Source organism: Streptomyces sp. NPDC058985, from assembly GCF_042740985.1.
Lineage (GTDB): Bacteria > Actinomycetota > Actinomycetes > Streptomycetales > Streptomycetaceae > Streptomyces.
In genome coordinates, this window is sequence record NZ_JBHYJX010000049.1 from 1 (window position 1) to 26,116 (window position 26,116).

General features: G+C 72.6%; 22 protein-coding genes and 2 pseudogenes. 13 read left to right on the forward strand and 11 right to left on the reverse strand.

The genetic code is table 11. The annotated features are described in order from the left end of the window. Both ACFW01_RS31595 and ACFW01_RS31600 read left to right on the forward strand, forming a co-directional pair. On the forward strand, positions 1 to 85 hold an 85-nt coding region (locus tag ACFW01_RS31595; RefSeq protein ID WP_384509447.1), incomplete at its 5' end, for a hypothetical protein. 78 nt (positions 86 to 163) lie between these two features. Beyond that, positions 164 to 508, forward strand: a complete 345-nt coding sequence (locus ACFW01_RS31600; protein WP_234959958.1) for a hypothetical protein — start codon at positions 164 to 166, stop codon at positions 506 to 508. A 185-nt stretch (positions 509 to 693) separates the two neighbouring features. Here ACFW01_RS31600 and ACFW01_RS31605 read toward each other — a convergent pair. After that, a pseudogene (locus ACFW01_RS31605) lies at positions 694 to 1,603 on the reverse strand (IS5 family transposase). A gap of 62 nt (positions 1,604 to 1,665) precedes the next feature. Continuing rightward, a complete protein-coding gene (locus ACFW01_RS31610; protein WP_234959945.1) occupies positions 1,666 to 2,271 on the reverse strand; it encodes a TetR/AcrR family transcriptional regulator in 606 nt (201 codons plus the stop codon). Positions 2,272 to 2,429: 158 nt separating this feature from the next. Between ACFW01_RS31610 and ACFW01_RS31615 the strand changes: the two genes are divergently transcribed. Further along, positions 2,430 to 3,566 (forward strand): MFS transporter, encoded by a 1,137-nt coding sequence (locus ACFW01_RS31615; protein WP_384509365.1) that lies wholly within the window; start codon positions 2,430 to 2,432, stop codon positions 3,564 to 3,566. Positions 3,567 to 3,656: 90 nt separating this feature from the next. On the opposite strand, the gene ACFW01_RS31620 is transcribed toward ACFW01_RS31615, so the two are convergent. After that, a complete protein-coding gene (locus tag ACFW01_RS31620; protein WP_384509368.1) occupies positions 3,657 to 3,902 on the reverse strand; it encodes a formylglycine-generating enzyme family protein in 246 nt (81 codons plus the stop codon). A 12-nt stretch (positions 3,903 to 3,914) separates the two neighbouring features. Between ACFW01_RS31620 and ACFW01_RS31625 the strand changes: the two are divergent. The 4 genes and pseudogenes from ACFW01_RS31625 to ACFW01_RS31640 form a co-directional block, all read left to right on the forward strand. Beyond that, positions 3,915 to 4,214, forward strand: a pseudogene (locus ACFW01_RS31625) (hypothetical protein); the annotation flags it as partial. 109 nt (positions 4,215 to 4,323) lie between these two features. After that, on the forward strand, positions 4,324 to 6,396 hold the full coding sequence (locus ACFW01_RS31630; RefSeq protein WP_384509371.1) for a SpoIIE family protein phosphatase: 2,073 nt from the start codon (positions 4,324 to 4,326) through the stop codon (positions 6,394 to 6,396). A 93-nt stretch (positions 6,397 to 6,489) separates the two neighbouring features. Then, positions 6,490 to 7,161 (forward strand): CBS domain-containing protein, encoded by a 672-nt coding sequence (locus tag ACFW01_RS31635; protein ID WP_234959942.1) that lies wholly within the window; start codon positions 6,490 to 6,492, stop codon positions 7,159 to 7,161. A gap of 91 nt (positions 7,162 to 7,252) precedes the next feature. Beyond that, a complete protein-coding gene (locus ACFW01_RS31640; RefSeq protein WP_234959941.1) occupies positions 7,253 to 7,984 on the forward strand; it encodes a TetR/AcrR family transcriptional regulator in 732 nt (243 codons plus the stop codon). A gap of 16 nt (positions 7,985 to 8,000) precedes the next feature. Here ACFW01_RS31640 and ACFW01_RS31645 read toward each other — a convergent pair whose 3' ends face one another. Next, positions 8,001 to 8,942, reverse strand: coding sequence for a LysR substrate-binding domain-containing protein (locus ACFW01_RS31645; protein WP_384509375.1), 942 nt, complete (start codon positions 8,940 to 8,942; stop codon positions 8,001 to 8,003). Positions 8,943 to 9,026: 84 nt separating this feature from the next. Between ACFW01_RS31645 and ACFW01_RS31650 the strand changes: the two genes are divergently transcribed. After that, positions 9,027 to 10,340 carry an aspartate aminotransferase family protein gene (locus ACFW01_RS31650; protein ID WP_234959939.1) on the forward strand — a complete coding sequence of 438 codons (1,314 nt, stop codon included), beginning with the start codon at positions 9,027 to 9,029 and terminating at the stop codon, positions 10,338 to 10,340. A 73-nt stretch (positions 10,341 to 10,413) separates the two neighbouring features. Here the strand turns inward: ACFW01_RS31650 and ACFW01_RS31655 are convergent, their stop codons facing one another. Next, a complete protein-coding gene (locus ACFW01_RS31655; protein WP_234959938.1) occupies positions 10,414 to 12,633 on the reverse strand; it encodes an MMPL family transporter in 2,220 nt (739 codons plus the stop codon). A gap of 335 nt (positions 12,634 to 12,968) precedes the next feature. Here ACFW01_RS31655 and ACFW01_RS31660 point away from each other — a divergent pair, with 335 nt between their 5' ends. Next, positions 12,969 to 14,066 carry a MerR family transcriptional regulator gene (locus tag ACFW01_RS31660; RefSeq protein WP_234959937.1) on the forward strand — a complete coding sequence of 366 codons (1,098 nt, stop codon included), beginning with the start codon at positions 12,969 to 12,971 and terminating at the stop codon, positions 14,064 to 14,066. 43 nt (positions 14,067 to 14,109) lie between these two features. Here ACFW01_RS31660 and ACFW01_RS31665 read toward each other — a convergent pair whose 3' ends face one another. Continuing rightward, on the reverse strand, positions 14,110 to 15,210 hold the full coding sequence (locus ACFW01_RS31665; RefSeq protein WP_234959936.1) for a DNA glycosylase AlkZ-like family protein: 1,101 nt from the start codon (positions 15,208 to 15,210) through the stop codon (positions 14,110 to 14,112). Further along, a complete protein-coding gene (locus ACFW01_RS31670) occupies positions 15,207 to 15,638 on the reverse strand; it encodes a VOC family protein (RefSeq protein WP_234959935.1) in 432 nt (143 codons plus the stop codon). The genes ACFW01_RS31665 and ACFW01_RS31670 overlap by 4 nt, the downstream gene beginning before the upstream one ends. Positions 15,639 to 15,780: 142 nt before the next feature. On the opposite strand from ACFW01_RS31670, the gene ACFW01_RS31675 reads away from it, so the two are divergent. Further along, positions 15,781 to 16,791, forward strand: coding sequence for a WYL domain-containing protein (locus ACFW01_RS31675; protein ID WP_234959934.1), 1,011 nt, complete (start codon positions 15,781 to 15,783; stop codon positions 16,789 to 16,791). Between the two features lie 22 nt (positions 16,792 to 16,813). Here the strand turns inward: ACFW01_RS31675 and ACFW01_RS31680 are convergent, their stop codons facing one another. The 4 genes from ACFW01_RS31680 to ACFW01_RS31695 all read right to left on the reverse strand — a co-directional run bounded on the left by ACFW01_RS31680 (position 16,814) and on the right by ACFW01_RS31695 (position 23,509). After that, complete coding sequence (locus ACFW01_RS31680; RefSeq protein WP_234959957.1) at positions 16,814 to 18,025, reverse strand: Cmx/CmrA family chloramphenicol efflux MFS transporter; 1,212 nt, start codon at positions 18,023 to 18,025, stop codon at positions 16,814 to 16,816. A 102-nt stretch (positions 18,026 to 18,127) separates the two neighbouring features. Next, a complete protein-coding gene (locus ACFW01_RS31685) occupies positions 18,128 to 20,431 on the reverse strand; it encodes an FdhF/YdeP family oxidoreductase (protein ID WP_234959933.1) in 2,304 nt (767 codons plus the stop codon). A 46-nt stretch (positions 20,432 to 20,477) separates the two neighbouring features. Next, positions 20,478 to 20,996: an SRPBCC family protein gene (locus ACFW01_RS31690; protein ID WP_234959932.1), complete on the reverse strand. Its 519-nt coding sequence runs from the start codon at positions 20,994 to 20,996 to the stop codon at positions 20,478 to 20,480. Beyond that, positions 20,993 to 23,509, reverse strand: coding sequence for an ATP-dependent Clp protease ATP-binding subunit (locus ACFW01_RS31695; RefSeq protein ID WP_234959931.1), 2,517 nt, complete (start codon positions 23,507 to 23,509; stop codon positions 20,993 to 20,995). The genes ACFW01_RS31690 and ACFW01_RS31695 overlap by 4 nt, the downstream gene beginning before the upstream one ends. A 115-nt stretch (positions 23,510 to 23,624) precedes the next feature. Here ACFW01_RS31695 and ACFW01_RS31700 point away from each other — a divergent pair, with 115 nt between their 5' ends. The 3 genes from ACFW01_RS31700 to ACFW01_RS31710 all read left to right on the forward strand — a co-directional run bounded on the left by ACFW01_RS31700 (position 23,625) and on the right by ACFW01_RS31710 (position 26,076). Then, entirely contained in the window at positions 23,625 to 24,842 is a 1,218-nt protein-coding gene (locus ACFW01_RS31700; RefSeq protein WP_234959930.1) for an MFS transporter, read from the forward strand. Between the two features lie 84 nt (positions 24,843 to 24,926). Beyond that, positions 24,927 to 25,508, forward strand: a complete 582-nt coding sequence (locus tag ACFW01_RS31705; protein ID WP_234959929.1) for a sugar O-acetyltransferase — start codon at positions 24,927 to 24,929, stop codon at positions 25,506 to 25,508. Between the two features lie 10 nt (positions 25,509 to 25,518). Next, complete coding sequence (locus tag ACFW01_RS31710; RefSeq protein ID WP_384509385.1) at positions 25,519 to 26,076, forward strand: TetR/AcrR family transcriptional regulator; 558 nt, start codon at positions 25,519 to 25,521, stop codon at positions 26,074 to 26,076. The last annotated feature ends 40 nt before the right edge of the window (positions 26,077 to 26,116 follow it).

Consider the following 26,116-nt stretch of genomic DNA (forward strand, 5'->3'; position numbering starts at 1 on the left):
CGAACCCGGCGCCATCCGCAAAATGACCGGCCTCGGCGTCGACGGCATCATCACCGACTACCCCCAGACCCTCACCCAGCGCTGAGTCAGGGCCGCACGGCGCAGAGCCATGCCGCTCCGGGGATCCGGTGAACCGAGCAACCCAGGAAAGCGGCACATGATGATGTACGACCAGACACGCGCACAGCAGCCGTCGGACCAGCCCCCGCGCCGCCCCGAACACCACTCCACGGCACCGGACGCGCTGGTGCCCTCGGCCGAGCGGGACGCGGTCCTGGCCCGCCTCCGCATGGCGATCAACAGCTTCGCCGACGCTCCGCGCGAAGCGCTGGAGGAGGCGGAGGGTGCCTACGACGAGGCCGTCGCCCACCTCGTGGAGGCGCTGACGGAGCGACGCCGGGTCCTGCACGAGGGCTGGCAGGACCGGGATCCCGGGACGGGGCCCGAAGAACTCCGGGTCGCGCTGAGGCAGTACAGGGAGATCACCCAGCGACTGCTCCGCACGTAGCGCAACGGCCCGACGGTCAGACGAACTGCTGGAGGACGAGGACCACGGCACCCGCGACCGCGAGTGCCGTGGGTGACGCCGGCCGGGCTCAAGGCCGGTCCGGTCCGTCCGCCGCTGCCCCCGCTCACCCCCGAGCAGAGCGAGGAGCCGGCGGCTCTCCCCGCCGGGGCACGGGCCGCCGTCGCCTAGGGCCTGTCTGAGATGTGTTCGGTCGGCTCACAGGTACTGGCATATCAAGGTGATCTGGATGGTGGCCTCGTATCGGCAGGCGAGCTTGTCGTAGCGTGCGCGCTACGCCTCGGGCCTGCTTCAGCAGCCCAATCCGGCACTCGACCGTGTGTCGGGCTTGGTATCGCTCCGCGTCGAAGCTGGGAGGTCGCCCGCCGGCCGAACCGCGTCGGAGGCAGTGTCCGGCCTGGTCCTGCTTCTCCGGGATCGTGTGCGCGATGCCGCGGCGGCGCAGGTCAGAGCGGATCGCGCGTGAGGAATACGCCCGGTCGGCCAATACGTGGTCAGGTCGGGTGCGTGGGCGTCCACCGGCCGGGCGGCCCACACGAATGCGTTGCATTAGAGGTAGGAACTGTGGGGCGTCTCCGCGCTGTCCGGCGGTGACGATAACGGCCAGTACATGCATCGAGGCGGTGACCGCCAGGTGGACCTTGCTGGTCAGGCCGCCGCGGGAGCGGCCGAGACCGTGGTCGTCGGGCTCGACGCTCACCAGCGATTCCGGTACTGCGGGCGCGCTGGCTGCCCCCTTTTGCGGGCTCCGGCAGCGTGCTGGTGCGCCCGGCAGACGGTGGAGTCGATCGACACTTCCCAGTCCAGGATCCCATCGGCATCCGCAGTAGCGTTCAACGCTGCCAGGATCCTGGCCCAGGCGCCATCTCGCTGCCAGCGGCGAAAGACTGCGTACGCCGTCGCCCACGGTCCGTACCGCTCGGGGATGTCCCGCCACGGCGAGCCGGTCCTGGACCGCCACCAGATCGCGTTGAACACCTGGCGGCGGTCCCTGGGCGGGCGTCCCATCGACGGTATCGGCGGCAGCAGCGGCTTCAGTCGCCCCCACTGCTGGTCTGTCAGGTCTCCACGTCTCACCGGGAGATGATGCACCAGAGGCGATCAACGCTCCGAACTGTCCCACGCATTTCCCGCTGCCGTCAGGCGGGTTGCGCGGGTGCGGCCCCCAGGGCTCGGATCGCGAGTTCAATCGCGGTGGTCAGGCGCTCCAGGTCGTGGCCGGCGCGCTCCCGCACCCGCAGGCCGAGCACTGTGGTGAACAGCAATTCCACGGCTCCGTCGATGTCGAGATCGGTGGACAGCTCGCCTCGCTCCCGCCCCTCGGCCAGCACCGCATGCAGGGCCTGCCGAGTGACCGAGAACGCAGCCTCGGTCCGCTCATGGACCTGGTCATCAGTGGTGCCGAGTTCGGTGGCGGTGTTGACCACGAAGCAGCCGCGACCAGACTCGCCGTCGGCCGGGCAGGCCACCAGCCACAGCATCCATTCCCGCAACACCTCACGAACCGGGCGGTCACTCGCATCCAGGCGCCGGCGGGCCTGCGTCGATTCGGTGGCTCGGTAGTGGTCGAGCGCGCGCAGAAAGAGCGTGTGCTTGTCCGTGAACGTCCGATACAGGCTGCTGGGCGTGAGCTTCAGCTCGTCACCCAGGTCGCGGACCGAAGTGGCGTGGTAACCGCGCCGCCAGAACAGCTCGGTCGCCGCAGTGACCGCGTTCTGCTCGTCGAACTGTCGAGGGCGTGCCATGAGTTCACCTTACCCGACTTGTGGAGCGTTCGCTCCCATACTAGGGTCCCAGTTCGGGAGCGATCGCTCCCGAACTGCTGGAGGAGGATCCGTTGACGACCGCAGAACAGACCCCCACCCGGACACAGGAACCAGGGACGCCGGATCAGAGCCGCTGGATGGCGGTGGCCGTGGTGACGCTGGGCACCTTCCTGCTGGTGACCGCCGAGCAACTGCCGATCGGTCTGCTGACCTCGGTGGGGTCCGCGCTGTCGGTCTCCGAGGGGACGGCAGGACTGATGGTGACGGTGCCCAGCATCGTCGCCGGGTTCGCGGCACCGCTGGTCCCGATGCTCGTCGGGTCACTGGACCGTCGCGTCCTGCTGCTCGGGCTGATGGCCCTGATGACCGTCGCGAACCTGGGCTCCGCCCTGACGCCGAACTTCACGGCGCTGGTGGGCTCCCGAGTGCTGGTCGGCATCGCGGTGGGCGGCTTCTGGGCGGTCGCCGCCGGCCTGGCGGTCCGGCTCGTTGCGCCTGCGGACGTGCCTCGCGCCACCGCGGTCATTTTCGGCGGCGTCGGAGCCGCGAACGTGTTCGGTGTCCCGCTCGGCACCCTGGTCGGTGACCTGACCGGCTGGCGCATCGCCTTCTGCGCGCTCAGCGCCTTGGCGCTCGCGACCCTGATCGCCCTGCTGGCGGTACTGCCGGGGCTGGTCGCCTCCCAGACCATCCGGCCCAAGCTGCTGATGGAGCAGTTCCAGAACCCGGGTGTGCGCGTCGGCATCATCGCGACGGTGCTCCTCGTGTTCGGACACTTCGCCGCTTACACGTTCGTGAGCCCGGCGCTGCAGAAACTGTCGGGGATCGACGAGCGCTATGTCGGTCCGCTGCTGTTCGGGTTCGGTGCGGCCGGCATGATCGGCAACTTCGTCGCCGGTGCGGCGCTCTCCCGCCGCGTGCACCGCAGCGTGCTGACCATCGCCATAGCCATGACGGCCGCGATGCCACTCTTCCTGCTACTGGGCCAGACCGCGATCAGCGGCGCCATCCTGCTGATCGTCTGGGGTCTGACCTTTGGCGGTGTGTCCGTGGGCCTCCAGACCTGGATGATCAAGGCCGCTCCACAGGCCGTGGAAGCCGCCTCCTCGCTATGGGTGGCGGTGTTCAACCTGTCCATCGGTTTCGGCGCGCTGGCCGGCGGCGTCATCGTTGACACGCTCGCGCTCCAAAGCGTGCTCTGGCTCGGTGGCGCCTGCGCTCTGCTCGCAGCCCTGGTGATCTGGACCGCCCGCAACAATGACGCCGTGCGCTGACCGAGAGCCACTCAGGCCGCCCGGGCACCGGGGAAGGACTTCCGGTGCCCGGGCGGCCCGCACTTCCAAAATCAACATTCCAAACAGGCCCTAGGAGGGTGGCGGGGCGCCGTCGTTGGCGCAGCGGAAGCCGAGGTTGCCGGACGAGGACTCCGGGGTGTTGGAGGACCGTGCGGCGACCCGGTAGCGGTTGCAGTAGGAGTCGTGGCACAGGTAGGAGCCGCCGCGCAGAACCCGTGCGGTCCCGGTCTCCGGGCCGTGCGGGTCCGACTCGGGTGAGCGGGCGTAGTAGGTCGGCGAGAACCAGTCGGCGCACCACTCCCAGACGTTGCCCACGGTGTTCCACAGCCAGAAGGCGTTGGCCGGTACGACCTGACCGGGGCCGTGGTGAACCGCTTCGAGGGGCCGTACTCCGAGCGGTGGACCGCGGGGGTGGGCGCGGGGCACAACAACTTCTTCACCGACCGCCGCGGAGACCTGTGGGCGACGTTCTTCCGCAATCCCAACTTCGGGTACTGGGCTGACCCGGCGCGCGTCGACGAGGCCGCCGTGCCCGGGGTGGTGCGCCTGGAGTGGACCGGCCCGAGGGACGGCCGCCTGTACGTGAAGCGCCGGTCCCAGGAGCACGGGGACGGGCACGGGCACTGACCCTCTCGCATGCCGTCACGGCGGTACGGGCGTAGTGTCCTCGTATGCGTGATGTGCGGTCCGGTCGGCGTCGGACGGTCCCGCGGTGGTGGGTCCGGGCGGACGGCTGATGGATTCCGCGATGGCCGCCGTGGTGCGGGACAGCGGCGCCTACGGGGGACTGCTGTACGTACTGCTCCCGGGTGACGACGCCTTGTGGCAGGTCCTGGTGGCGGGGGTGCCCCGGGAGATGGCCGCTCCGTGGCGGCGGGTGGGACTGGCCGACCCGACGCCCGTGGCGGACGCCGTCCGCGAGCGCCGTCTGGTGTGGGGCAGCGGGCGGGAGGACATGGCCCGCCAGTACCCGCGGGTCGCCCTCGTCCTGCCGTACGACTTCGCGCTGGCGGCCGCCCCGCTCGTCTCGGAGACCGCCGTCCGGGGCGGGCTGGTGCTGCTGTGGCCCGGGGACCACGGGGCGCGGCTGACCGCGGGCGAACGCGAGGTCGTCGAGAAGGGCTGCCGCCGTCTGGGCGGCATCGTCCAGGAGGTGGTGGACCGGGACGGGCCGCTGGTGACCGCGGACCGGCCCCGGGTGCTCCGGCCGCCCACCCTCCGCACCCCGGCCCCGTTCGAGGCGGCGGCACGGTCCGCGTTCGTGGACCGCCTGCCGGGCGGGTCCTGCGCGCTGGACCTGGAGGGGCGCGTCACCTTCGTCACCGCGGGCGCGGCCGCGCTGCTCGGCACCGACCGGGCCGGCCTGGTGGGCGCCCTGCCATGGGAGGCGCTGCCCTGGATGGACGTCCCCCACGTCGAGGACCGCTACCGGGCCGCGCTGGTCAGCCGCCTTCCGCAGGCCTTCACCGTGCTGCGGCCGCCGGACACCTGGCTGGCCTTCGAGCTGTACCCGGACGCCGGCGGGCTCAGTGTCCGCGTCGGCCGCGGCGCCCCGGGCGGCCCGGGCACGGAGGGCTTCACGGCCCGGTCGGTGCCCAGCGCCGGGCCCAGCCGCTCCTCCGTGCTCTACCACCTGATGCACCTGGCCTCCACGCTGACCGAGGCCGTGGCCGTGCAGGACGTGGTCGAGCAGACCGCGGACCAGTTGCTGCCGGCGCTCGGCGCCCAGGCCATGGTGGTGATGGCTCCGGAGGACGGCCGCCTGAGGATCGTCGGCCAGCGCGGCTATGGCGCCGACCTGCTGGAGCAGTACGACACGGCCCCCCTCGACCCGGCCATTCCCGGCGTCGACGTCATGTCGACCGGTGTCCCGGGATTCTGGACCACCTTCGACGAACTGCGCGAGGCCTACCCGGCCACCCTGCACGAGGACGGCATGGCCGCGTGGGCGGTACTGCCGCTGATCGCGTCCGGCCGCCCCATCGGGTCCCTGCTCCTCGCCTACGCGCGGCCGCACGTCTTCCCGCCCGGTGAGCGGGCCGCGCTCACCTCGCTGGCGGGACTGGTCGGCCAGGCCCTGGAGCGCGCCCGTCTCTACGACGCCAAGCACCACCTCGCCCACCGCCTCCAGTCCGCCCTGCTGCCGCACACCCTGCCCCGCGTGCCCCGGCTGAACATCGCCGCCCGCTACCTTCCGGCCGCCAGTGGCCTGGGCGTCGGCGGCGACTTCTACGACCTGATCCGCCTCGACGAGCACACGGCGGCCGCCACCATCGGCGACGTGCAAGGGCACAACGTGGACGCCGCCGCGCTCATGGGACAGGTCCGCACGGCCGTGCACGCCCACGCCACCGCCGGGGTCCCCCCCGACGACGTACTGGCCCGCACCAACCGGCTCCTCACCGACCTGGACCCCGACCTGTTCACCAGCTGCGCCTACGTCCACCTCGACCTCGCCACGCACCGCGCCTGCGTGGCCCTGGCCGGTCATCCGCCGCCCCTGATACGCCACGCCGACGGGCGCATGGAACCCCTGCGGGCGCCTCCCGGTCTGCTGCTCGGCATCGAGCCGGACACCCGCTACTCGTCGCTGGAGTTCCCGCTCCCGCCGGGAAGCGTGCTCGCGCTCTACACGGACGGGCTCGTCGAGGCTCCCGGGGTCGACCTCGACGACGCGATAGCCGCCCTCGCCGGGCTCCTCGAGGCCGGCGACCCGGCCGACCTCGACGAGATGGCCGACACCCTCATACGGCACGCGCCGGCCCCCGAGGACGACATCGCGCTGCTCCTGATCAGTCCCCGTGTCTGAGAGGAGGGCACTCCGGGGGCGGGCGGCACGTTCGCACAGGTAAGAAGGACGGACGCCGGTCGACTCGGGCCGGCAGCGGAGGAGAAGACCTTCATGAGACACCAGAAGGTGCGCGACCTGATGAGCGACGCCGTGATCCGCGTCCAGCACGGCACACCGTTCAAGGAGATCGCCCACCTGCTGCTGGAGTACGACATCACGGCCGTCCCGGTGGTCGACGAGGAGAACCGTCCCGTGGGGGTGGTGTCGGAGGCGGACCTCCTCCAGAAGATGTGGGGCGCGGAACCCGACGGCTCCGCCGGGTACGAGGAGTGGTCCCGGTCCGCGGGGCGCAAGGCGTCCGCCACCGACGCGGCGGGGCTGATGACCTCTCCCCCGCTGTGCGCGCAGGAGGACTGGAGCGTCGTCGACGCCGCCCGGCTGATGGCACGGCACGGCATCAAGCGGCTGCTGGTCGTCGATGCCGACGGGCGGCTGATCGGCGTGGTCAGCAGGAGTGACCTGCTGCGGGTCTTCCTGCGCGCGGACCGGGCCATCCGCACCGAGATCATCGAGGAGGCCCTGGTCAAGACGCTCGGCCTGGCCCCGTCGTCGGTGCAGGTGGACGTGGCCCACGGGCATGTCGTGCTCAGCGGCCGGCTGCCGGGCCATGTGTCCGCGCCGGCGCTGTTGGACCACTGCAGGAGCGTCGACGGCGTCGTCGCCGTGGAGTTCCGGCCGGCCGGGGAGGCCGGTGCCGAGGAGGCCGCCTCCGCGGGCTCCTGAGCGGACGTCCGGGACCTGGCGGCCTGCGGCCTCCCTGACAGTGTTCGAATTCTTGATGTGCCATCAGATACCGGCGCCGTAGGGTCGCCCCATGCCCACAGAGCGACCCACACAGCCCTCCCCCACACTGCGCGAGCGGCGCCGGGCCGCGGCGGCCCGGGAGATCCTGGACGCCGCCGAGGAACACATCGGCCTGCACGGCCCCGCGGCCCTGTCCCTGCGGGCGATCGCCCGCAGTCTCGGGATGACGGTGCAGGCGCTCTACCACTACTTCCCGAACCGGGACGCCCTCGTGACGGCCCTCGTGGCCAAGGCCTACGACGATCTGGCCGACGCGTTGCAGGCAGCCGCCGACAGCGAGGCCGAGGACCCGTCCACCCGGCGCCTGCTGCTGGTGACCGGGAGGTACCGCGACTGGGGCATCGCCCATCCCGAGCGCTTCCAGCTTCTCTACGGGACGCCGCTCAGGTACTACGCGGCACCGGCCGAAGGACCGACCACCCAGGCCGTCCGCCGCATGGGCGCGATCTTCCAGCGCGAGCTGTTCGACGGCTTCACCACGGCGCAGCTGGCCGCGGCCGAGGTCCCGCCGCTCTCGGACCCGTTCCGGGAGCGGCTGGCCCTCCTCCCCGCGGACGCCCAGGGGAGCCTGCCGCCCGCCGCGATGTCGCTCTTCCTGAGCGCGTGGGGCCACCTGCACGGCCTGGTCGTCCTGGAGGTGTTCGGGCACACCGGCTTCCTCGGCGAGCATCAGGCCGAGGTCTTCGAGTCCTCGGTGCGGATGATGATCGAGGACATCCACCGGCGGATACCCGCCGCGTGACCGCGTGCGCGCGGCTTCAGGGGCGGTCCTCGCGCCGCTCGGGGACGGGTTGCGGGGCGGCGAGGGCGGGGATCTCGGGGTGGTCGCGGAGCGCGGCGATGACCGCGCCGACCGCCGCGCGCCGGGGGGTGCCCCGGCGTACCACGACGACGACGTTGCGGTGCACCGCCGGGCTGAGCCGCCGGGTGAGGACGGCGTGTTCCGGTGTGACGGCCAGGGCGGGCAGCAGGGCGATCGATCCCGTCGTCTCGACGTGCCGCAGCAGCATCAGGTAGTTGCTGAAGCGGCAGGCCACCCGGGGTTCGAACCCCGCCTCGCGGCACAGCCGCAGGGTCAGGTCCGCCATGTACGACTGGGGACGGTCGCACGCCCAGGTCTCCTCCTCGCAGGCCGCGAGGTTCACCGCGGCGCGGGAGGCCAGCGGGTGGCCCACGGGCAGGACCAGCACGACCGAGTCGCTGCCCAGCGAGACGATGTCGAGGTCCGCGCCCCAGGAGAGGCCGGTGTAGTCGGTGGTGGTGACGATGACGTCGGCGTCGCCCGAGCGCAGGGCGGGTCCGCTCTCGTGCGGCTCCATCTCGACCAGTTCGACGTGCAGGTGCGGGTGGGTGGTGGCCAGGCGGGTCGCCGTCGGGACCGCGAGGCTGTAGATCGCGCTCTGGAACACGCCGAGCCGGACGGTGCCGATCGGCTCGTCGTTCAGGGCGCGCAGTTCCGCCTCGGCCTCGGCCATCCGGTCGAGGATCTCCCGGCCCCGGCGGGCCAGCAGGAGTCCGGCCGGTGTGAGCCGCACCCGGCGCCCGGTCCGCTCGATCAGCCGGCACCGGGTCTCCGTCTCCAGCACCGCCAGCTGCTGGGAGACCGTCGACGCGCTCAGATGCAGTGTGTCGGCGACGGCGCGGACGGTACCGAGGGTGTCCAGCAGGCCGAGGAGGTGCAGCCGTCCCGAGTTGAGCACCCCGAGATTGTACGGCGATGACGTACAGCAGCGTCGGAACTGTGCGATGGACGCGCGCAGCGGTGCGTCCCTACCGTCGGTCGCATGCCTACCGAGACTCCCGGCACCGACCCGGGACGCCACCTCATCCGCTACTCCGGCCACGCACCGTTCTCGCCGGAGGTCGTCGTCCGGGCCGCGGGCACCTCCGTCTTCACCGAGAGCGGTCGTGAACTGCTCGACTTCACCTCGGGTCAGATGAGTGCCATCCTCGGCCACTCCCACCCGGCGATCGTCTCGACCGTGCGCGAGCAGGTCGCCCACCTCGACCACCTGCACAGCGGCATGCTCAGCCGCCCGGTCGTCGAACTGGCCCGGCGGCTGGCGGGCACGCTGCCGGAGCCGTTGGACAAGGCGCTGCTCCTGACCACCGGGGCGGAGGCGAACGAGGCCGCCGTGCGGATGGCGAAGCTCGTCACCGGGCGCCACGAGATCGTCTCCTTCGCCCGGTCCTGGCACGGCATGACCCAGGCCGCCGCGAACGCCACCTACAGCGCCGGGCGCAAGGGTTACGGCCCCGCGGCACCCGGCAACTTCGCGCTGCCGGTGCCTGACCGCCACCGCCCCTCCGTCGTCGGCGCGGACGGCGAGCTGGACTGGCGCCGCCAGCTCGACCTGGGCTTCGAGATGATCGACGCCCAGTCGGTCGGGAGTCTCGCGGCGTGCCTGGTCGAGCCGATCCTCTCCTCGGGCGGTGTCGTCGAACTCCCGCCGGGCTATCTCGCCGCGCTGGCGCAAAAGTGCCGGGAGCGCGGCATGCTGCTGATCCTGGACGAGGCGCAGACCGGGCTGTGCCGCACCGGCGACTGGTACGCCTTCCAGCACGACGGCGTGGTGCCGGACATCCTGACCCTGTCCAAGACGCTCGGCGCGGGCCTGCCGCTGGCCGCCGTGCTGACCGGCGCGGAGATCGAGCGGCGGGCCCACGAACGCGGGTTCCTGTTCTTCACCACCCACGTCAACGACCCGCTGCCGGCCGCCGTCGGCAACACCGTCCTCGACATCCTGGTGCGCGACCGGCTCGACGAGCGTGCGCGGCGGCTCGGCGGCGTACTGCGGGACGGCCTCGACCGGCTCGCCGAGCGGCACAAGGTGGTCGGCGACGTCCGCGGCCGGGGGCTGCTGCTCGGCATGGAGCTGGTCGGGGACGACGTGCTCGGTGACGGCGGAGCCGACCGGCTGGGCGCCGCCGTCACCCGGCGCTGCTACGAGCTGGGGCTGCACATGAACATCGTGCAGCTCCCGGGAATGGGCGGCATCTTCCGTATCGCGCCGCCGTTGACCGCGAGCGACGAGGAGATCGCCCGCGGCGTGGCCGTCCTCGACGAGGCGCTCACCGACGCCGCCCGGGACCTCTGAGGCGACGCGAAGGCCCCGGTGCCCGAACCTCCGGGCACCGGGGCCGCACGCGTGATGCGCGGGGCGCGCGGGGTCAGACCCCAGCCGTCTCCGGCTCGCGCGCGGGCTCCGCGGGCGGCGGTGTGTCGCCCAGTTCCTTGTGCAGCTTCTCGCCCTCCACGTCGACGTTCGGCAGGAGGCGGTCCAGCCACTTGGGCAGCCACCACGCCTTGGTGCCGAGCAGGGCGAGCACGGCGGGCACGATGGCCATGCGGACCACGAAGGCGTCGAAGAGCACGGCGATGGCGAGACCGAAGCCCATCATCTTGATCATGTCGTCGTCCTCCATGATGAAGCCGGAGAAGACACTGATCATGATGATCGCGGCCGCCGCGACCACCCGGCCACCGTGGGTGAAGCCGGTCGTGACGGAGTCGGCGGCGGACGATCCGTGGACGTACGCCTCCCGCATGCGGGTCACGAGGAAGACCTCGTAGTCCATGGCGAGGCCGAAGACCACGCCGATCATGAAGATGGGCATCATCGACATGATCGGGCCCGGCTGGTCCACCCCGAAGACGTCCGCGAGCCAGCCCCACTGGAAGACGGCGACCACCGCGCCGAGCGCCGCGGCGACCGACAGCAGGAAGCCCAGGGCGGCCTTGAGCGGGACGAGGATCGAGCGGAACACCAGCATCAGCAGCAGGAAGGCGAGTCCGACGACCAGCGCCAGGTACGGGATGAGCGCGTCGTCCAGGGTCTGCGAGAAGTCGATCGTCATCGCGGTCGCGCCGGTGACGAGCATGGTCCCGCCCGTGTCCGCCTTGATGTCCCCGGAGAGCGAGCGGATGTCCCGGACCAGCGACTCGGTGGCGGCGTCGCTCGGGCCGGTCTTGGGCACCACGGTGAGGACGGCGGTGTCGCCCTGCTCGTTGAACCTGGCCGGGGTGACGGCAGCGGCCTCGCCGAGACCGGTGATCCTGTCAACGACGCTGTCGGCACCGGCCTTCGGGTCGTCGGCGTCCCGGCCGTCGTAGGTCACCATCAGCGGACCGTTGAACCCGGCGCCGAAGGAGTCGGACAGCATGTCGTAGGCCTTGCGCTGCGTGGTGTCCGGTGCCGAGCTGCCCTCGTCGGGCAGGCCCAGCTCCATGCCGGCGGCCGGCACGGCGATCACGCCGAGGCCGAGGACCGCGGTCAGCAGCACGGTCACCGGGCGCCGCAGGACGAACCGGGCCCAGCGGGTGCCGAGCTTGGGCTTGGCGAGGGCGGTCCGCTCCGTGGCGGCCGCCTTGCGGTCCTTGCGGCTGAGCGCCTTGCGGCCGGCGAAGCCGAGCAGCGCCGGGGTGAGGGTGAGCGCGATCAGTACGGCGATGCCGACGGTGCCGGCGGCGGCCAGGCCCATCTTGGTGAGGATCGGGATGTTGACGACCGCGAGGCCGGCCAGGGCCACGACGACGGTGAGTCCGGCGAAGACCACGGCGGAACCCGCGGTGCCGACGGCGCGTCCCGCGGCGTCCTCGGGGGTGCGTCCCTCGGCGATCTCCGCGCGGTAGCGGGAGACGATGAACAGGGCGTAGTCGATGGCGACCGCGAGGCCGATCATCATGGCCAGGGTGGAGGTGGTGGCGGACAGCTCCAGCGTGCTGCCGAGCGCCCCGATGGCGGAGATGCCGATCCCGACCCCGATGATCGCCGAGAGCAGCGGCATACCGGCCGCGACCAGTGAGCCGAAGGTCAGCAGGAGCACGATCGCGGCGACGCCGATGCCGATCAGTTCGGCGGTGCCGCCCATCTCCTGCTCGGCCATGACCGCGTCACCGCCGGTCTCGACGGTGAACCCGCCCTCGCGCGCGCCGTCGGTGGCGTCGGTGAGCGCGTCCCGGGCCTCGTCGGTCAGCTCCATGGCGTTGACCTTGTAGGTCACGGAGGCGTACGCCGTGGTGCCGTCCTCGCTGACGGCGTTCGCCTTGAACGGGTCGTCCACCGAGGCGACCTGCGGGCCGTCCCCGAGAGCGGCGACCAGTTCCTCGACCTGGGCCTTGCCGGCCGGGCCGGATATCTTCTCGCCGTCGGGGGCGCGGATCACGACCCGCGCGGTGGCTCCCTCGGCGCTGGCGGCCGGGAACTGCTCGTCGAGCAGGTCGAACGCCTTCTGCGACTCGGTGCCGGGCATGGAGAAGGAGTCTTCGGGCGGGGCGGGCGCGGTGGAGGCCGCGACACCGGCGCCCACGAGTATGGCCACCCACAGCAGGGCGACGAGGCCGCGGCGCCGGAACGCCCTTCGGCCGAGTCGATAGAGAAACGTAGCCACCTGAGACCAATCCGTCGGGTTACGAGCAGGACGAAGACCCGGCACATGGGGGGAAGGCCGAGGCGCTGACCGGGGTACTCATTCATGCTCGCCCGGGAATTCTCGAAATTGATCCGACCCTGGGGCTGGACCGGCGTACTGCGACGGGTGTAGTGCTCCCCCTTTCTCCTCTCCCCCGGGTGTAGATCACGGTGATCCGTGTACGCCGCATTCCGTTGCCGCGGGCAGCCGAAGTCCGTGACCATCGAGGTGGCGACGGCAGTTGACCTTCACCTCGGGGGAGGCCACAGCATCGGTGGAGCCGGGCGAGGGGCCCGGTACGAGGAGGAACGGGTATGGGTCTGCTGACCATCGGGGCGTTCGCGAGGGCGACCCGGCTGTCGCCGAAGGCACTGCGTCTCTACGACGAGTTGGGCCTGCTGCCTCCGGCCCGCGTGGACCCCGTCACGGGCTATCGCCTCTACGCGCCGGAGCAGGTGGAGCGGGCCCGGCTCGTGGCCTGGCTCCGGCGGCTGGGGATGCCGCTGGCCCGCATCCGGCACGTCTGCTCGCTGGAGGCGGGCGCGGCGGCACAGGAGGTCCGTGCCTTCTGGGCGCGGGTCGAGGCCGACACCGCCGCGCGGCGGGACCTGACCGTCTTCCTCGTCGACCACCTGGACCGAAGGGACACCGCCATGACTTCGACCGCACCCGCCCTGAGCATCCGTTACGCCGCCGCCTCCGACACCGGTCTGGTGCGCGAGACCAACCAGGACACCGCCTACGCCGGTTCGCGCCTGCTGGCCGTCGCCGACGGCTATGGCGCCGACGGCGCTCCGGCGAGCGCCGCCGCCGTCGAGGCGCTCAAGCAGCTGGAGAGCGACGAGGTGCCGACGGGCGGGCTCCTCGACGTCCTCGCGGACGCCCTCGACCGCGCGGAGCGGGCCGTGCACGACGCGGTGCGGACCGGCATCGGCTCGGGCTCCGGCGCCGGCTCCGGCGCCGAGGAGGGCGGCACGACGCTCACCGCGATGCTGTGGACCGGGTCGCGACTGGCCCTCGTGCACGTCGGCGACTCCCGTGTCCATCTGCTGCGCGACGGGGAGCTGTTCCAGATCACGCACGACCACACCGTGGTGCAGTCGATGGTGGACGAGGGCCGCATCAGTCCGGAGGAGGCCGCGTCCCACCCCCAGCGGTCGATGCTGATACGCGCCCTGGGCCGGGGCGCCGACGCCACCGCCGAGATGCGGCTGCACGACGTCCGGCCCGGGGACCGCTATCTGCTCTGCTCCGACGGCCTGTCGACCGTGGTCCCGGCCGAGGAGATCCGCCGGGTCCTGGCCGGCGCGGAGGAACCCGGGCAGGCCGTGCGTGAACTCGTCGCGCTCGCCAACGGCGCCGGCGGCCCCGACAACGTCAGCTGCGTGGTGGCCCACGTCGTGACGGACTGACGCCGCCGCCTCACGACAGGGCGCGGCACCGGCAGCCGGCCGCTCAGGGCGGTGCCGCGCCGACCCGGAACCGGTCACCGTCCCCGTCGGAGAGGAAGGCCGCCAGGGCCCGCCCCTCCTCGGCGACCTCCGCGCGGTCCGCCCGGGAGAGACGGCGCAGCGGGGCGACGCTCACCGCGCCGTCCTCGACGGCCCAGGTCGCGGAGACCCGGCCGTCGACCAGGACGACGCGGGCTCCGGTGACGGACAGGCCCCGGTGCTCGTCGTCGATGATCCGGCTCCGGTCCTGGTAGCCGAGGATCACGTTGTCGAACGCCGGCAGGAACCGCACCGGGGCGGGGGTGCCGGGGTCGGGGCGCGGGGCCTCGGGGAGGTCCAGCAGTTCCCGGCCCCGTTCGTCCCGGAAGGCGACCAGCTCCCCGCGTACGGCGGCGACCGCGGCCGGCAGTCCGGCGAGGCCGCACCAGGCGCGCAGGTCCGCCGAGGCGGCGGGGCCGAACGCGGCGAGGTAGCGCCGTACCAGCGTCTCCCCGACCGGGTCGGTGCCCGGCGGGGCCGGCGGGTCGGCGTCGCGGCCCAGCCAGGCGGTGAACGGGGCGTTGCGCACGCCCGCCCGGGTGCGCCACAGTCCCCGCGGGGGCAGCTGCACCATCGGGATCAGCGCGGCGACCAGCATCTCCCCCAGGGCCCGGGGTCCCGGTTCCGGCCAGCGATCGGCGAGCGCCCGCGCCAGGTCACCCATCGAGCGGGGCTCGCCGTCGGACATCACGGCCCGCCCCGCCGCCGCCAGCTCGGCCAGGTCGACCCCTTCGAGTTCGCGGCGGTAGGTGCCGAGGACGCGGCCGCGCAGCATGGCGTCGTGGCGGGGCCGCCAGGCAAGGGCGTCCTCGGCGGTGACGAGGTGGACGGTGCGCCGCATGAGATGGGTGCGCACCACCCGACGCCCGGTCAGCAGGTCGCAGAGCGCCACGGGCTGGAAGCCTCGCAGCCGGGACCAGAGCCCCACGAACGGTTCCTGCGGCTCCTGCGCCTGGAGGCCGCCGAGGTGCGCGACGGTGTCCAGGACCGGGGCGTCCGCACGGTCGAGCAGCAGTTGCCTGGCGAGGGTCGCGCGGCCCAGTGCCCGGGCGTCGAGCACGCTCACGCCTGGTATCCGCCCACGACGTCCAGGACCCAGGTGACGCCGAAGCGGTCGCGCAGCATGCCGTAGAGCGGTGCCCACTCGGCGGGTGCCAGGGGCCGCAGCACGGTCGCGCCCTCGGCCAGCTTCTCCCAGTACGCGCCGATCTCGTCGGCACCGTCGGCACCGTCGCCCCGGAGCGAGACGAAGAAGGCGTTCTCGCCCTGGTTCCACGGCAGGCCGGAGGGCACGTCGTAGGCCATCACACACGGGCCGTCGGCGGTGGACACCTGGCCCCACATCACCTGGTCCGCCTCGGCGGGGTCCTGGACGCTTCCGGCGTCCTTGTACGTCACCACGGCCACGTCGCCGCCGAACGCGGACGCGTAGAAGGTGAGGGCGGCGCGGGCGTCGCCCCGGAAGTTCAGGTGGGTCACTGCTCTGACGGACACGATGGGCTCCTCGCCTGTCGCCGACACGGTCGGACGCCCCACGTCGGTGGGCCGCCCCCGAGGACCGTTCGGACCCCGTGGTTCCCACTCTGGAGCAGGTAGCGGTCAGGTTGTGGCCGCTACCCGCGGCAGCATGGAGGGCATGCAGAAGACCTCGGCCCGGCTGCTCTCGCTGCTCTCGCTGCTCCAGGCGCGCCGGGACTGGCCCGGCGCGCTGCTGGCGGAGCGACTGGACATCAGCGCGCGCACCCTGCGCCGCGACGTGGACCGGCTCCGCGAGCTGGGCTACCCCGTCAAGGCGGTCAAGGGCCCCGACGGCGGCTACCGGCTGGACGCCGGCACACATCTGCCTCCGCTGCTGTTCGACGACGAACAGGCGGTCGCGCTCGCCGTCGCCCTGCGCACCGCCGCCGTCACGGTGGCCGGCATCGAGGACGGTGCGGCACGCGCCCTGACCACCCTGCGTCAGGTCATGCCCGCGCGGCTGCGGCACCGGATCGACGGCTTCCACGTCACGGCCGTCGACCGGTCCGCGACCGGGCCAGATCCCCGGGCGGGCACCGCGGTCCTCCTCGCGCTCAGCGCCGCCGTGCGGGCGCGAGAGGTGCTGCGCTTCGACCACACCCCGGCGTACCCGGCGGACACCGGCGACGCTCCGGTGCCGCCGCGCCGGGTGGAGCCCCACCACCTCGTCACCCGCGGTGGCCGCTGGTACCTGGTCGCGTGGGACCTCGACCGGGAGGACTGGCGCGTCTTCCGTGCCGACCGCATCACCCCGCGGACGCCCACCGGTCCCCGCTTCGCACCGAGGCGGCTGCCCGGCGACGACGTGGCCGCGTTCCTGACGGGCAGGTTCCGGGGCTCGGAGAGCTCCCCTGAGTGGCCCTGCCGAGGGGAGGCCGTCCTCCGTCTGCCCGCCTCCGCCGTGGTCCCGCACGTCGCCGACGGCACCGTGGAGGAACTCGGCCCGGACCGCTGCCGGGTCAGCCTGGGGTCCTGGTCGTGGCCCGCTCTCGCCGCCATGTTCGGCTCCTTCGACGTGGACATCGAGGCCGTCGGGCCTTCTGCGCTCCGGGCGGCCTTCGCCCGCCTCGCCGACCGCTGCGCACGGGCCGCGGACGACGCGGCGGCCCCACGGGACGAGCGTCCCTAGTCCGCGCGGCGGGCGGGGCGGGTCACGCCCGCTGCCGGCTCAGCTCCGCGCCCGCGGGCTCGGCGGCAGGGGAACCCGCCACGATGCGCGACCTGCTGTGCAGGCGCAGCGAGACGGCGACGAAGCCGATCGCGAGGACGGTCATGGCGGCGCCCGCCCAGGCGGTGGCGGCGTATCCGAAGCCGGCGTCGATCACGGTGCCGCCGAGCCAGGGGCCGCCGGTGTTGCCGAGGTTGAACGCGGCGGTGGTGGTCGCGCCCGCGAGGGTGGGCGCGGCGCCGGCGACGTTGAACATGCGCGCGTTGAGGGCCGGCGCCGTGTAGAACGCGGAGACGCCGAGCAGCAGCGACAGGACGATCACGACGGCAGGGCCGGACGCGAACAGGGCCAGCGCGGCCAGCAGGACGGTCGAGGCGGTGATGCCGGAGAGCAGGACGCCGAACAGGTGCGCGTCGGCGACCCGGCCGCCGATCGTGGTGCCGATCAGCGCGCCGACCCCGAACAGCGCCAGCACGGTGGGCACCCACCCTTCCGCGAGCCCGGCCACGTCGGTGAGCAGCGGCGACAGGTAGGAGAAGGCGCAGAACACGCCGCCGGCGGCGAGCGCGGTCACCACGATCGACAGCCAGACCTGGCGGTCCCGGTAGATCGCCAGCTCGCCCTTGAGCCGGGGGCGGCGCTCGGGCAGCGGGATGCGCGGGATGAGGGTCACCACGCCGACGAGGGCGACGGCGGAGGCGGCGCCGACCGCCCAGAACGCGGACCGCCATCCGAGGTGCTCGCCGAGGAAGGCACCCGCGGGGACGCCGAGGACGTTGGCGATCGACAGTCCGCCGATCATCACGGCCATCGCGCGGGCCCGGCTGGTGACCGGCACCATCGCGATGGCGACGGCGGCGCCCACGGCCCAGAAGCCGGCGCAGGCGAGCGCGCTCACCACCCGGGAGACGAAGAGGATCTCGTACGACGTCGCGAGCGCGCCCGCGACCTGGCCGAGGCCGAACACCGAGATCAGCGCGACCAGCGTGGTCTTCCGGGGCAGCCGCAGGGTCGCGACCGCGAGCAGGGGCGCGCCGACCACCATGCCGATCGCGAACGCCGATATCAGCAGACCGGCCTGCGGGATCGACACGTCCATGTCGTCGGCGATGGGCGGCAGCAGCCCGGAGAGCATGAACTCGCTGGTGCCGAGCGCGAAGACGGAGAGGCCGAGGATGTAGACGGCGAGCGGCATGCGGGCGGCCGCGGTCCGTGCGGAAGATACGGGCATGACAGGTGCCAACGAAGCGGTCGATCATGTCATTCCCGTACGGGCGGCCGTCTCAGCATGCGGCGGTCAGGTCCCCGTGGGCGCCGCCCGTTCCAGTCTGACCAGGACCGCCTTGGAGGTGGGCTGGTTGCTGATGTCGGCCACGCTGTCCAGCGGGACGAGGACCTGGGTCTCCGGGTAGTAGGCGGCTGCGGAGCCGCGTGCCGTCGGGTACGGGACCACCTCGAACCCCTCGGCGCGGCGCTCGGCGTCGTCGTGCCAGACGCTCACCAGGTCGACCCGGTCCTTCCCGGCCAGACCGAGGGCGGTCAGGTCCGCCGGGTTGACGAGCACCACGCGGCGGCTGCCGTGGATGCCCCGGTAGCGGTCGTCGGTCGTGTAGGGGACGGTGTTCCACTGGTCGTGGGAGCGCAGGGTCTGCAGCAGCAGGTGGCCCTCGGGCACGTACGGCATCTGGCAGGCGTTGACGGTGAAGCGTGCCTTGCCGGTGTCGGTGCGGAACACGCCCTCGTTGACCGGATTCGGCAGCCTGATGCCGCCGGGGCGTGCCACGCGCCGGTTGAAGTCGTGCAGGCCCGGCACGATCCGGGAGATCCGGTCGCGGACGGCGCCGTAGTCGGCCTCGAACTCCTCCCACGGCAGGCCGGCGCGGCCGTCGCCGAGGGTGCGGCGGGCGAGCCGGCACAGGATGGCGACCTCGCTGAGCAGCAGCGGGGACGCGGGCTTCAGCCGTCCCCGGGAGGTGTGCACCTCGCTCATCGAGTTCTCCACGGTGACGAACTGCTCGCCGCCGGCCTGGTGGTCGCGTTCGGTCCGGCCAAGGGTCGGCAGGATGAGCGCGGTGTCGCCGCAGACCGCGTGGGACCGGTTGAGCTTGGTGGAGATGTGGGCGGTCAGGCGGCAGCGCCGCATCGCGTCCTCGGTGACCGCGCTGTCCGGTGCGGCGCGGACGAAGTTGCCGGCGACGCCCAGGAAGACCTTGACGCGGCCCTCGCGCATCGCCCTGATGGTGTTCACCGAGTCCAGGCCGTGGGCGCGCGGCGGGTCGAAGCCGAACTCGTCGCGCAGGGCGTCGAGGAAGGAGTCGGGCATCTGCTCCCAGACGCCCATGGTGCGGTCGCCCTGGACGTTGCTGTGGCCGCGCACCGGGCAGGCGCCGGCTCCGGCCCGACCGAGGTTGCCGCGCAGGAGCAGGAAGTTGACGATCTCCCGGATGGTGGGAACGCCGTGCTTGTGCTGGGTGACGCCCATGGCCCAGCAGACGACGACCCGTTCGCTGCGCAGGACGTCGTCGCGGACGTCCTCGATCTCGCCGCGGGTCAGCCCGGTCGCGGTGAGCACGTCCGCCCAGGAGACGCCGCGCGCGTGCTCGGCGAACTCCTCGAAGCCGCTGGTGCTGTCGCGGATGAAGTCGTGGTCGAGGATTTCGCCCGGGCGGGCGTCCTCGGCCTCCAGGAGCAGCCGGTTCAGGGCCTGGAAGAGGGCCAGGTCGCCGCCGGCGCGGATGTGGAGGAAGCGGTCGGCGATCTCGACGCCGCGTCCGATCACCCCGCTCGCCTTCTGCGGGTTCTTGAACCGCATCAGGCCGGCCTCGGGCAGCGGGTTCACGGCGACGACGCGGGCTCCGTTGCGCTTCGCCTCCTCCAGCGCGGACAGCTGCCGCGGGTGGTTGGTTCCGGGGTTCTGCCCCACCAGGAAGATCAGGTCGGCGTGGTGGAGGTCCTGGAGGCTGACCGTGCCCTTGCCGGTGCCGAGGGTCTCGTGCAGGGCGAAGCCGCTGGACTCGTGGCACATGTTGGAGCAGTCGGGCAGGTTGTTGGTGCCGAAGGCGCGGGCGAACAACTGGAGGACGAAGGCGGCTTCGTTGCTGACCCGTCCCGAGGTGTAGAAGACCGCCTCGTCGGGGGTGCCGAGCGTCTTCAGCTCGTCGGCCAGCAGGCCGAGGGCGTCGAACCAGCTGATCGGCTCGTAGTGGTCGGAGCCGGGCCGCTTGACCATCGGTTCGGTGAGCCGTCCCTGCTGGTTGAGCCACAGGTCGGAGCGGTCGGCCAGGTCGGAGACCGGGTGCTCGCGGAAGAAATCGGCGGTGATCCGCCGGGTCGTCGCCTCGTCGTTGATGTGCTTGGCGCCGTTCTCGCAGTACTCGTTGCGGTGCCGGTGGCCCGGGGCGGGATCCGCCCAGGCGCAGCCCGGGCAGTCGATGCCGCCGACCTGGTTCATCGTCAGCAGGTCCACCGCGGTCTCCCGCGGGCCGGCCTGCTCCAGGGAGTACTCCAGCGCGTGCACCACGGCGGGGACGCCCGCGGCCCACGTCTTGGGGGGTGTGACCTTCAGGTCGTCCCTGGGGTCTTCCCTGGGGGGCTTCTTCATCCGAGGATCGCCTCTCGTTCCCTGTCCGTCCTGTGTCCTGCGACGTTCAGCCCACCGGCCAGCCCGCGACCCGGCTCCTGGGCGGTTCCGGCTCCTGCGGCCGGACCTGGCCGCCCCGGATGGTTCCCCGCCAGCCCCCGCCGGCCTGTCCGTGGCCTTCGATGAACGTCCCGAAGTTCGCCAGCTCCCGGCGCACCACCCGGCGCGTCGCCCCGGGCACGGCGGCGAGCAGGCCGAGGGGACCGCGCGGCTCGATCCACAGGCGCACCGTGATGGCCGTACGCCCGTCACCGGCGGCCCGGAAGCGCACCTCGCCCCGGTGGCGGGGCCGGCGCCCGAGTCCGCGCCAGACGAGGTGCGAGTCGGGCACCTGCTCGACGATCTCGGTGGCGAACTCGTGGCGCACCGGCCCGCGGCCGACGACCCACAGGATCAGGGCGGGCCTGACCTGCTCGACCCGGAGGACGGTGGCCGTGAACCTCGGGAAGCTCTTGAACTGGGTCCACTGGTCGTAGGCGGCCCGCACCGGCACCGCCACCTCGATCGTCTCGTCGACGGCGGTCATGCCTCGTCCGCCTTCCCGGCCCCGGCGGCGTCGCCCTTGGTGACCGTGCAGTGGAGGGAGTCCTGGACCACGTCGGCGACGATGGTGTCGCCGGGGTCGGCCTCGCCGCCCAGCAGCAGGTCGGCGATGCGGTTGTCGAGTTCGGTCTGGATGGTGCGGCGCAGCGGGCGGGCGCCGAACTCCGGCTGGTGACCGTGGGCGATCAGCAGCTTCTTGGCGGCCTCGGTGACCTTCAGGGTCATGCCCTGCGCGTGCACCCGCCGCTCGCTCTGGGCGAGCAGGTGGTCGACGATCCGGGAGAGGTCCTGCTCGGTGAGGCCGTGGAAGACGATGATGTCGTCGATGCGGTTGAGGAACTCCGGGAGGAACCTGGTCCGCAGCTCCTCCATCAGCTCGTCCTTGAGGTCGGAGACGTCGCCCTTGTGGTCGAGGATGCGGTGGGCGCCGATGTTGGAGGTCATGATGACGACGCAGTGCCGGAAGTCGACGGTGCGGCCCTGGGCGTCGGTGAGGCGCCCGTCGTCGAGGATCTGGAGCAGCGTGTTGAAGACGTCGGGGTGGGCCTTCTCGACCTCGTCGAACAGGACCACGCTGTAGGGCTGCCGGCGGACCTTCTCGGTGAGCTGGCCCGCCTCCTCGTAGCCGACGTATCCGGGGGGCGCGCCGACGAGGCGGGCCACGGTGTGCTTCTCCTGGAACTCGCTCATGTCGAAGCGGACCATGCGGCTCTCCTCGCCGAACAGCAGCTCGGCGAGGGTCTTGGCCAGCTCCGTCTTGCCCACGCCGGTGGGGCCGAGGAAGAGGAAGGAGCCCACGGGACGGTTCGGGTCGCCCATACCCGCGCGGTTGCGGCGCACGGCCCGGGAGACGGCGCCGACGGCCTCGTCCTGGCCGACGATCCGGGCGTGCATCTCCTCCTCCAGCTTGAGCAGCCGCTCCTTCTCGCCGGCCGTCAGCTGGGAGACGGGGATGCCGGTGCGCCGGGAGATGACGTCGGCGATGTCGTCGGCGGTGACCGAGACGACGCCCTCGCGCCGCTCCTCGATGCCGGCGAGTTCGCCCTGCGCCTCGGCGATCTCCCGCTTGAGGGTGCCCGCCCGGTCGTAGTCCTCGGCGGCGACGGCCTGTTCCTGTTCCCGGCGCAGTTCGGCGATGCGGTCCTCGCGGCCGACGACCTCGGTGGAGCGGGCGGCGCTGCGCAGCCGTACCCGGGCGCCCGCCTGGTCCATGACGTCGATGGCCTTGTCGGGCAGGAAGCGGTCGCTGACGTAGCGGTCGGAGAGTTCCGCGGCGGCCGCCAGGGCGCCGTCGGCGAAGCGGACCTGGTGGTGCGCCTCGTAAGCGTCCCGCAGACCCTCCAGGATCTGCACCGTCTCCTCGACGCCGGGCTCCGGCACCATCACGGGCTGGAAGCGCCGTTCGAGGGCCGCGTCCTTCTCGACGTACTTGCGGTACTCGTCGATGGTGGTCGCGCCCACCACATGCAGCTCGCCGCGCGCGAGGGCGGGCTTGAGCATGTTGCCGGCGTCCATCGAGCCCTCGCCGGTCGCGCCGGCTCCGACCACGGTGTGCAGTTCGTCGATGAACAGGATGATCTCGCCGCGGGCCTGCTGGACGTCCTCGATGACCTTCTTCAGGCGCTCCTCGAACTGTCCGCGGTACTGGGCGCCCGCCACCATGGCGGACAGGTCGAGCGCGACGACCCGCTTGTCCTTGAGGGTGTCGGGGACCTCTCCGGCGACGATGCGCTGGGCGAGTCCCTCGACGATCGCGGTCTTGCCGACCCCGGGCTCCCCGATCAGCACGGGGTTGTTCTTGGAGCGCCGGGAGAGGATCTCGACGGTCTCCTCGATCTCCTCGGCCCGTCCGACGACCGGGTCGAGCTTCCCGGCCTTCGCCTCCTCCGTCAGGTCCCGCCCGAACTCGTCGAGCGTCGTGGCCGGCTGCCGGGTGCCGTTCTCGCCGGGCGCGGCCTCGGCGCGGCCCGCCTGCTCCGTCAGCCCCGCCAGTTTCGTGACGTCCCGCCCCTCCGCGCTCAGCAGCCGGGCCGCGCCGCTGTCGCCGCCGTCGAGCAGCGCGCCGAGGATGTGCTCGGGGCCGATGTAGGAGACGCCGGCCGTCTGGGAGCGGGCGTAGGCGGTGGCGAGGGTGCGTTTCGCGGCCGGGGTGAGGCCCGGTTCCGCGGACGGCTCGACCGCCTCGCGGGGCAGCACCTCGGCGATCTGGGATCCGAGGGCGTCGGGGTCGGCGCCGGCCCGGGCGAGCAGGCCGCGGGCCGGCTCGACCTGCGTGGCCGCCCACAACAGGTGCTCGGTGTCCAGGTCGGACGTCCCGTCCTCCAGGGCCCGCCGCCCGGCCAGGTTGAGCAGTTCCCGGGAGGACTCGGTCAGCAGCCGGCCGATCGGCACCCGCTGCACCGCCGGCGGCGACGAGGCGGGGGACATGCCGAAGAAGCGGTTCAGCAGATCACTGAACGGATCGGACGAGCCGAAACCGAACGACGACATCGACATGACAGCTCCCGGGGCGGGCGACGCGACCACTCCACGGAAACCCGAGGCCGGTGGCTCCGCAAACGGAGCGGGCGAGGAGTGTACGTTCGTACGCTCGCGACTGTAGGCTCCGCGCATGACTGTCGACGTACTGCGCCGGGCCGCGCCGGCCGACCGGCGGGCCCGGGTGGCCGTCGCCGTGCTCTTCTTCACCAACGGGGCGCTCTTCGCCAACCTGCTGCCGCGCTATCCGCAGATCAAGGCGGACCTCGGGATCGGCAACGCCGCCTACGGGCTGGCCGTGGCCGCGTTCCCGGCGGGCGCGATCGCTGCCGGACTCGCGGCCGGGATACTCGTCCGCCGGTTCGGCTCGGCGCAGGTGGCGGTCGGCGGCACGCTGCTGACCGGCGTGGGGATCCTGGCCGCCGCACTGGCGGAGTCAGTCGTGGTGTTCGCCGGGGCGCTGTTCCTGGCGGGCGCGATGGACGCGTTCACCGACGTCGCGCAGAACGCGCACGGCCTGCGGGTGCAGCGGCGCTACGGACGCTCCATCATCAACTCCTTCCACGCCATCTGGTCCATCGGCGCCGTCACCGGCGGTTCCATGGCCGCCGGTGCGATCGCGCTCGGCGTGCCCCGGGGCCAGCATCTGTTCTTCTCCGGCGTGGTGTTCGCGGTGGCGGCCTGTGTGGCGCTGCGGTTCTGTCTGCCGGGTCCGGAGACCGAGGCGACAGAGGCAGCCGAGGAGGAGGACGCCGCCGACGGCGCGCCGCGGACGGCGCCGGCCCCGGCGACGGGCGCGCGGATCCGCTACGTGCTGGCGGCGCTCGTCCTCATCGCCACGGCCGGCACACTGGTCGAGGACGCGGGCAGTTCGTGGGCCACCCTCTACCTCTCCGACTCGCTGCACGCGTCGGTGGCGCTGGCCGCCTCCGGCTATGTCGCCCTGGTCGGGGCGCAGTTCGTCGGCCGGCTCATCGGGGACCGGCTCGTGGACCGGTTCGGCCAGCGTGCCGTGGCCCGCTCCGGCGCGCTGATCGCCGCGGCAGGCATGGGTCTGGCGCTGGCCGTGCCCACGGTGCCCGGGACCGTGCTGGGGTTCGCCGCGGCCGGTTTCGGGGTGGCGACCCTGGTCCCGGCGGCGATGCACGAGGCCGACGAACTGCCCGGCCTGAAGCCCGGTTCGGGGCTCACGATCGTCTCCTGGCTGATGCGCCTGGGCTTCCTGCTCTCCCCGCCGGTCGTGGGCCTGGTCGCCGACGCGACGAGTCTGCGGGTGGGGCTGCTGGTCGTGCCGCTCGCCGGTCTCCTGGTGCTGCTGCTCGCCGGAGTGCTCCAGCCCCGGCGCCGCTGAGCGGTACCGCCGTACGGGTCGGTCTCCGGGCTCGGCAGGCATGGGAGTGTACGTTCGTACGCTTCAGGGGGTACGATCGTGCGCATGCCGACGGACCACTTCGCGGGCGACTCCCGCACGAACCTCGAACGCATGCAGGCGGGCGACCTCTACATCGCCGACGACCCGGAGATCGCCCGCAGGCAGCAGGAGGCCGTACGGCTGGCCGCCCGCTACCAGGCGGCGTACACGGAGGACGCCGCGGCGGCGCGGCCGGTCCTCGCGGAGCTGCTCGGCTCGCTGGGCGCCGAGGCGCACGTACGGCCGCCGCTGTACGTCGACTACGGCAGCAACATCACGATCGGCGCGCGCACCTTCGTCAACTACAACCTGACCGCGCTGGACGTCGCGGCGATCACCATCGGGGAGGACTGCCAGATCGGCCCGAACGTGCAGTTGCTGACCCCCACCCACCCGCTGGAGCCGGGCCCCCGGCGGGACAAGCTGGAGGCGGCGCTGCCCATCACCATCGGGGACAACGTCTGGCTGGGCGGCGGTGCCGTCGTGCTGCCCGGCGTGACCATCGGGGACAACGCCGTCATCGGCGCGGGCGCGATCGTCACCAAGGACGTGCCCGCGAACGTCGTCGCCGTCGGCAACCCCGCCCGGCCGGTGCGGAACGTGTAAGCCTGCTCCCATGGCAACCGGACACACGGACCCGCAGCGCCGCGAGCGCATCATCGCCGCCACCCTCGACCTGATCGCCGAGGAGGGCATCGCACACGTCTCCCACCGGAAGATCGCGGCGCGCGCGGGGGTCCCCCTGGGCTCGATGACGTACCACTTCAGCGGCATCGAGGAGCTGCTGCGGGAGGCGTTCGGCCGTTTCACGGACCACATCGTCGCCGTCTTCGACGCGCATCTCGGCGCCGCGGCCGACCGCGACGAGGCCCGCGCGGCGGTGGCCGACCTGGTGCACGAGCTGTCGGAGGGCAGCCAGCGGGACCTGATCCTCACCCAGGAGCTGTACACGCTCGCCGCACGGCAGCCTGCCTACCGCGAGCTGACCCACGAGTGGATGCGGCGCAGCCGGGTGCACCTGGAGAAGCACTTCGACCCGGACACGGCCCGCCAGCTCGACGCGCTGATCGAGGGCCTGACACTGCACCGCGCCCTGGCCCGCGAGCCGCACGGCCGCGCCCTCACCCTGGAGGCCGTGGCCCGCGTCACCAGCACGGACCGGCGCGCCTCTTAGCCGCCCGTGCGGCACGGGCCTGACCCCTGTGCCGCACGGG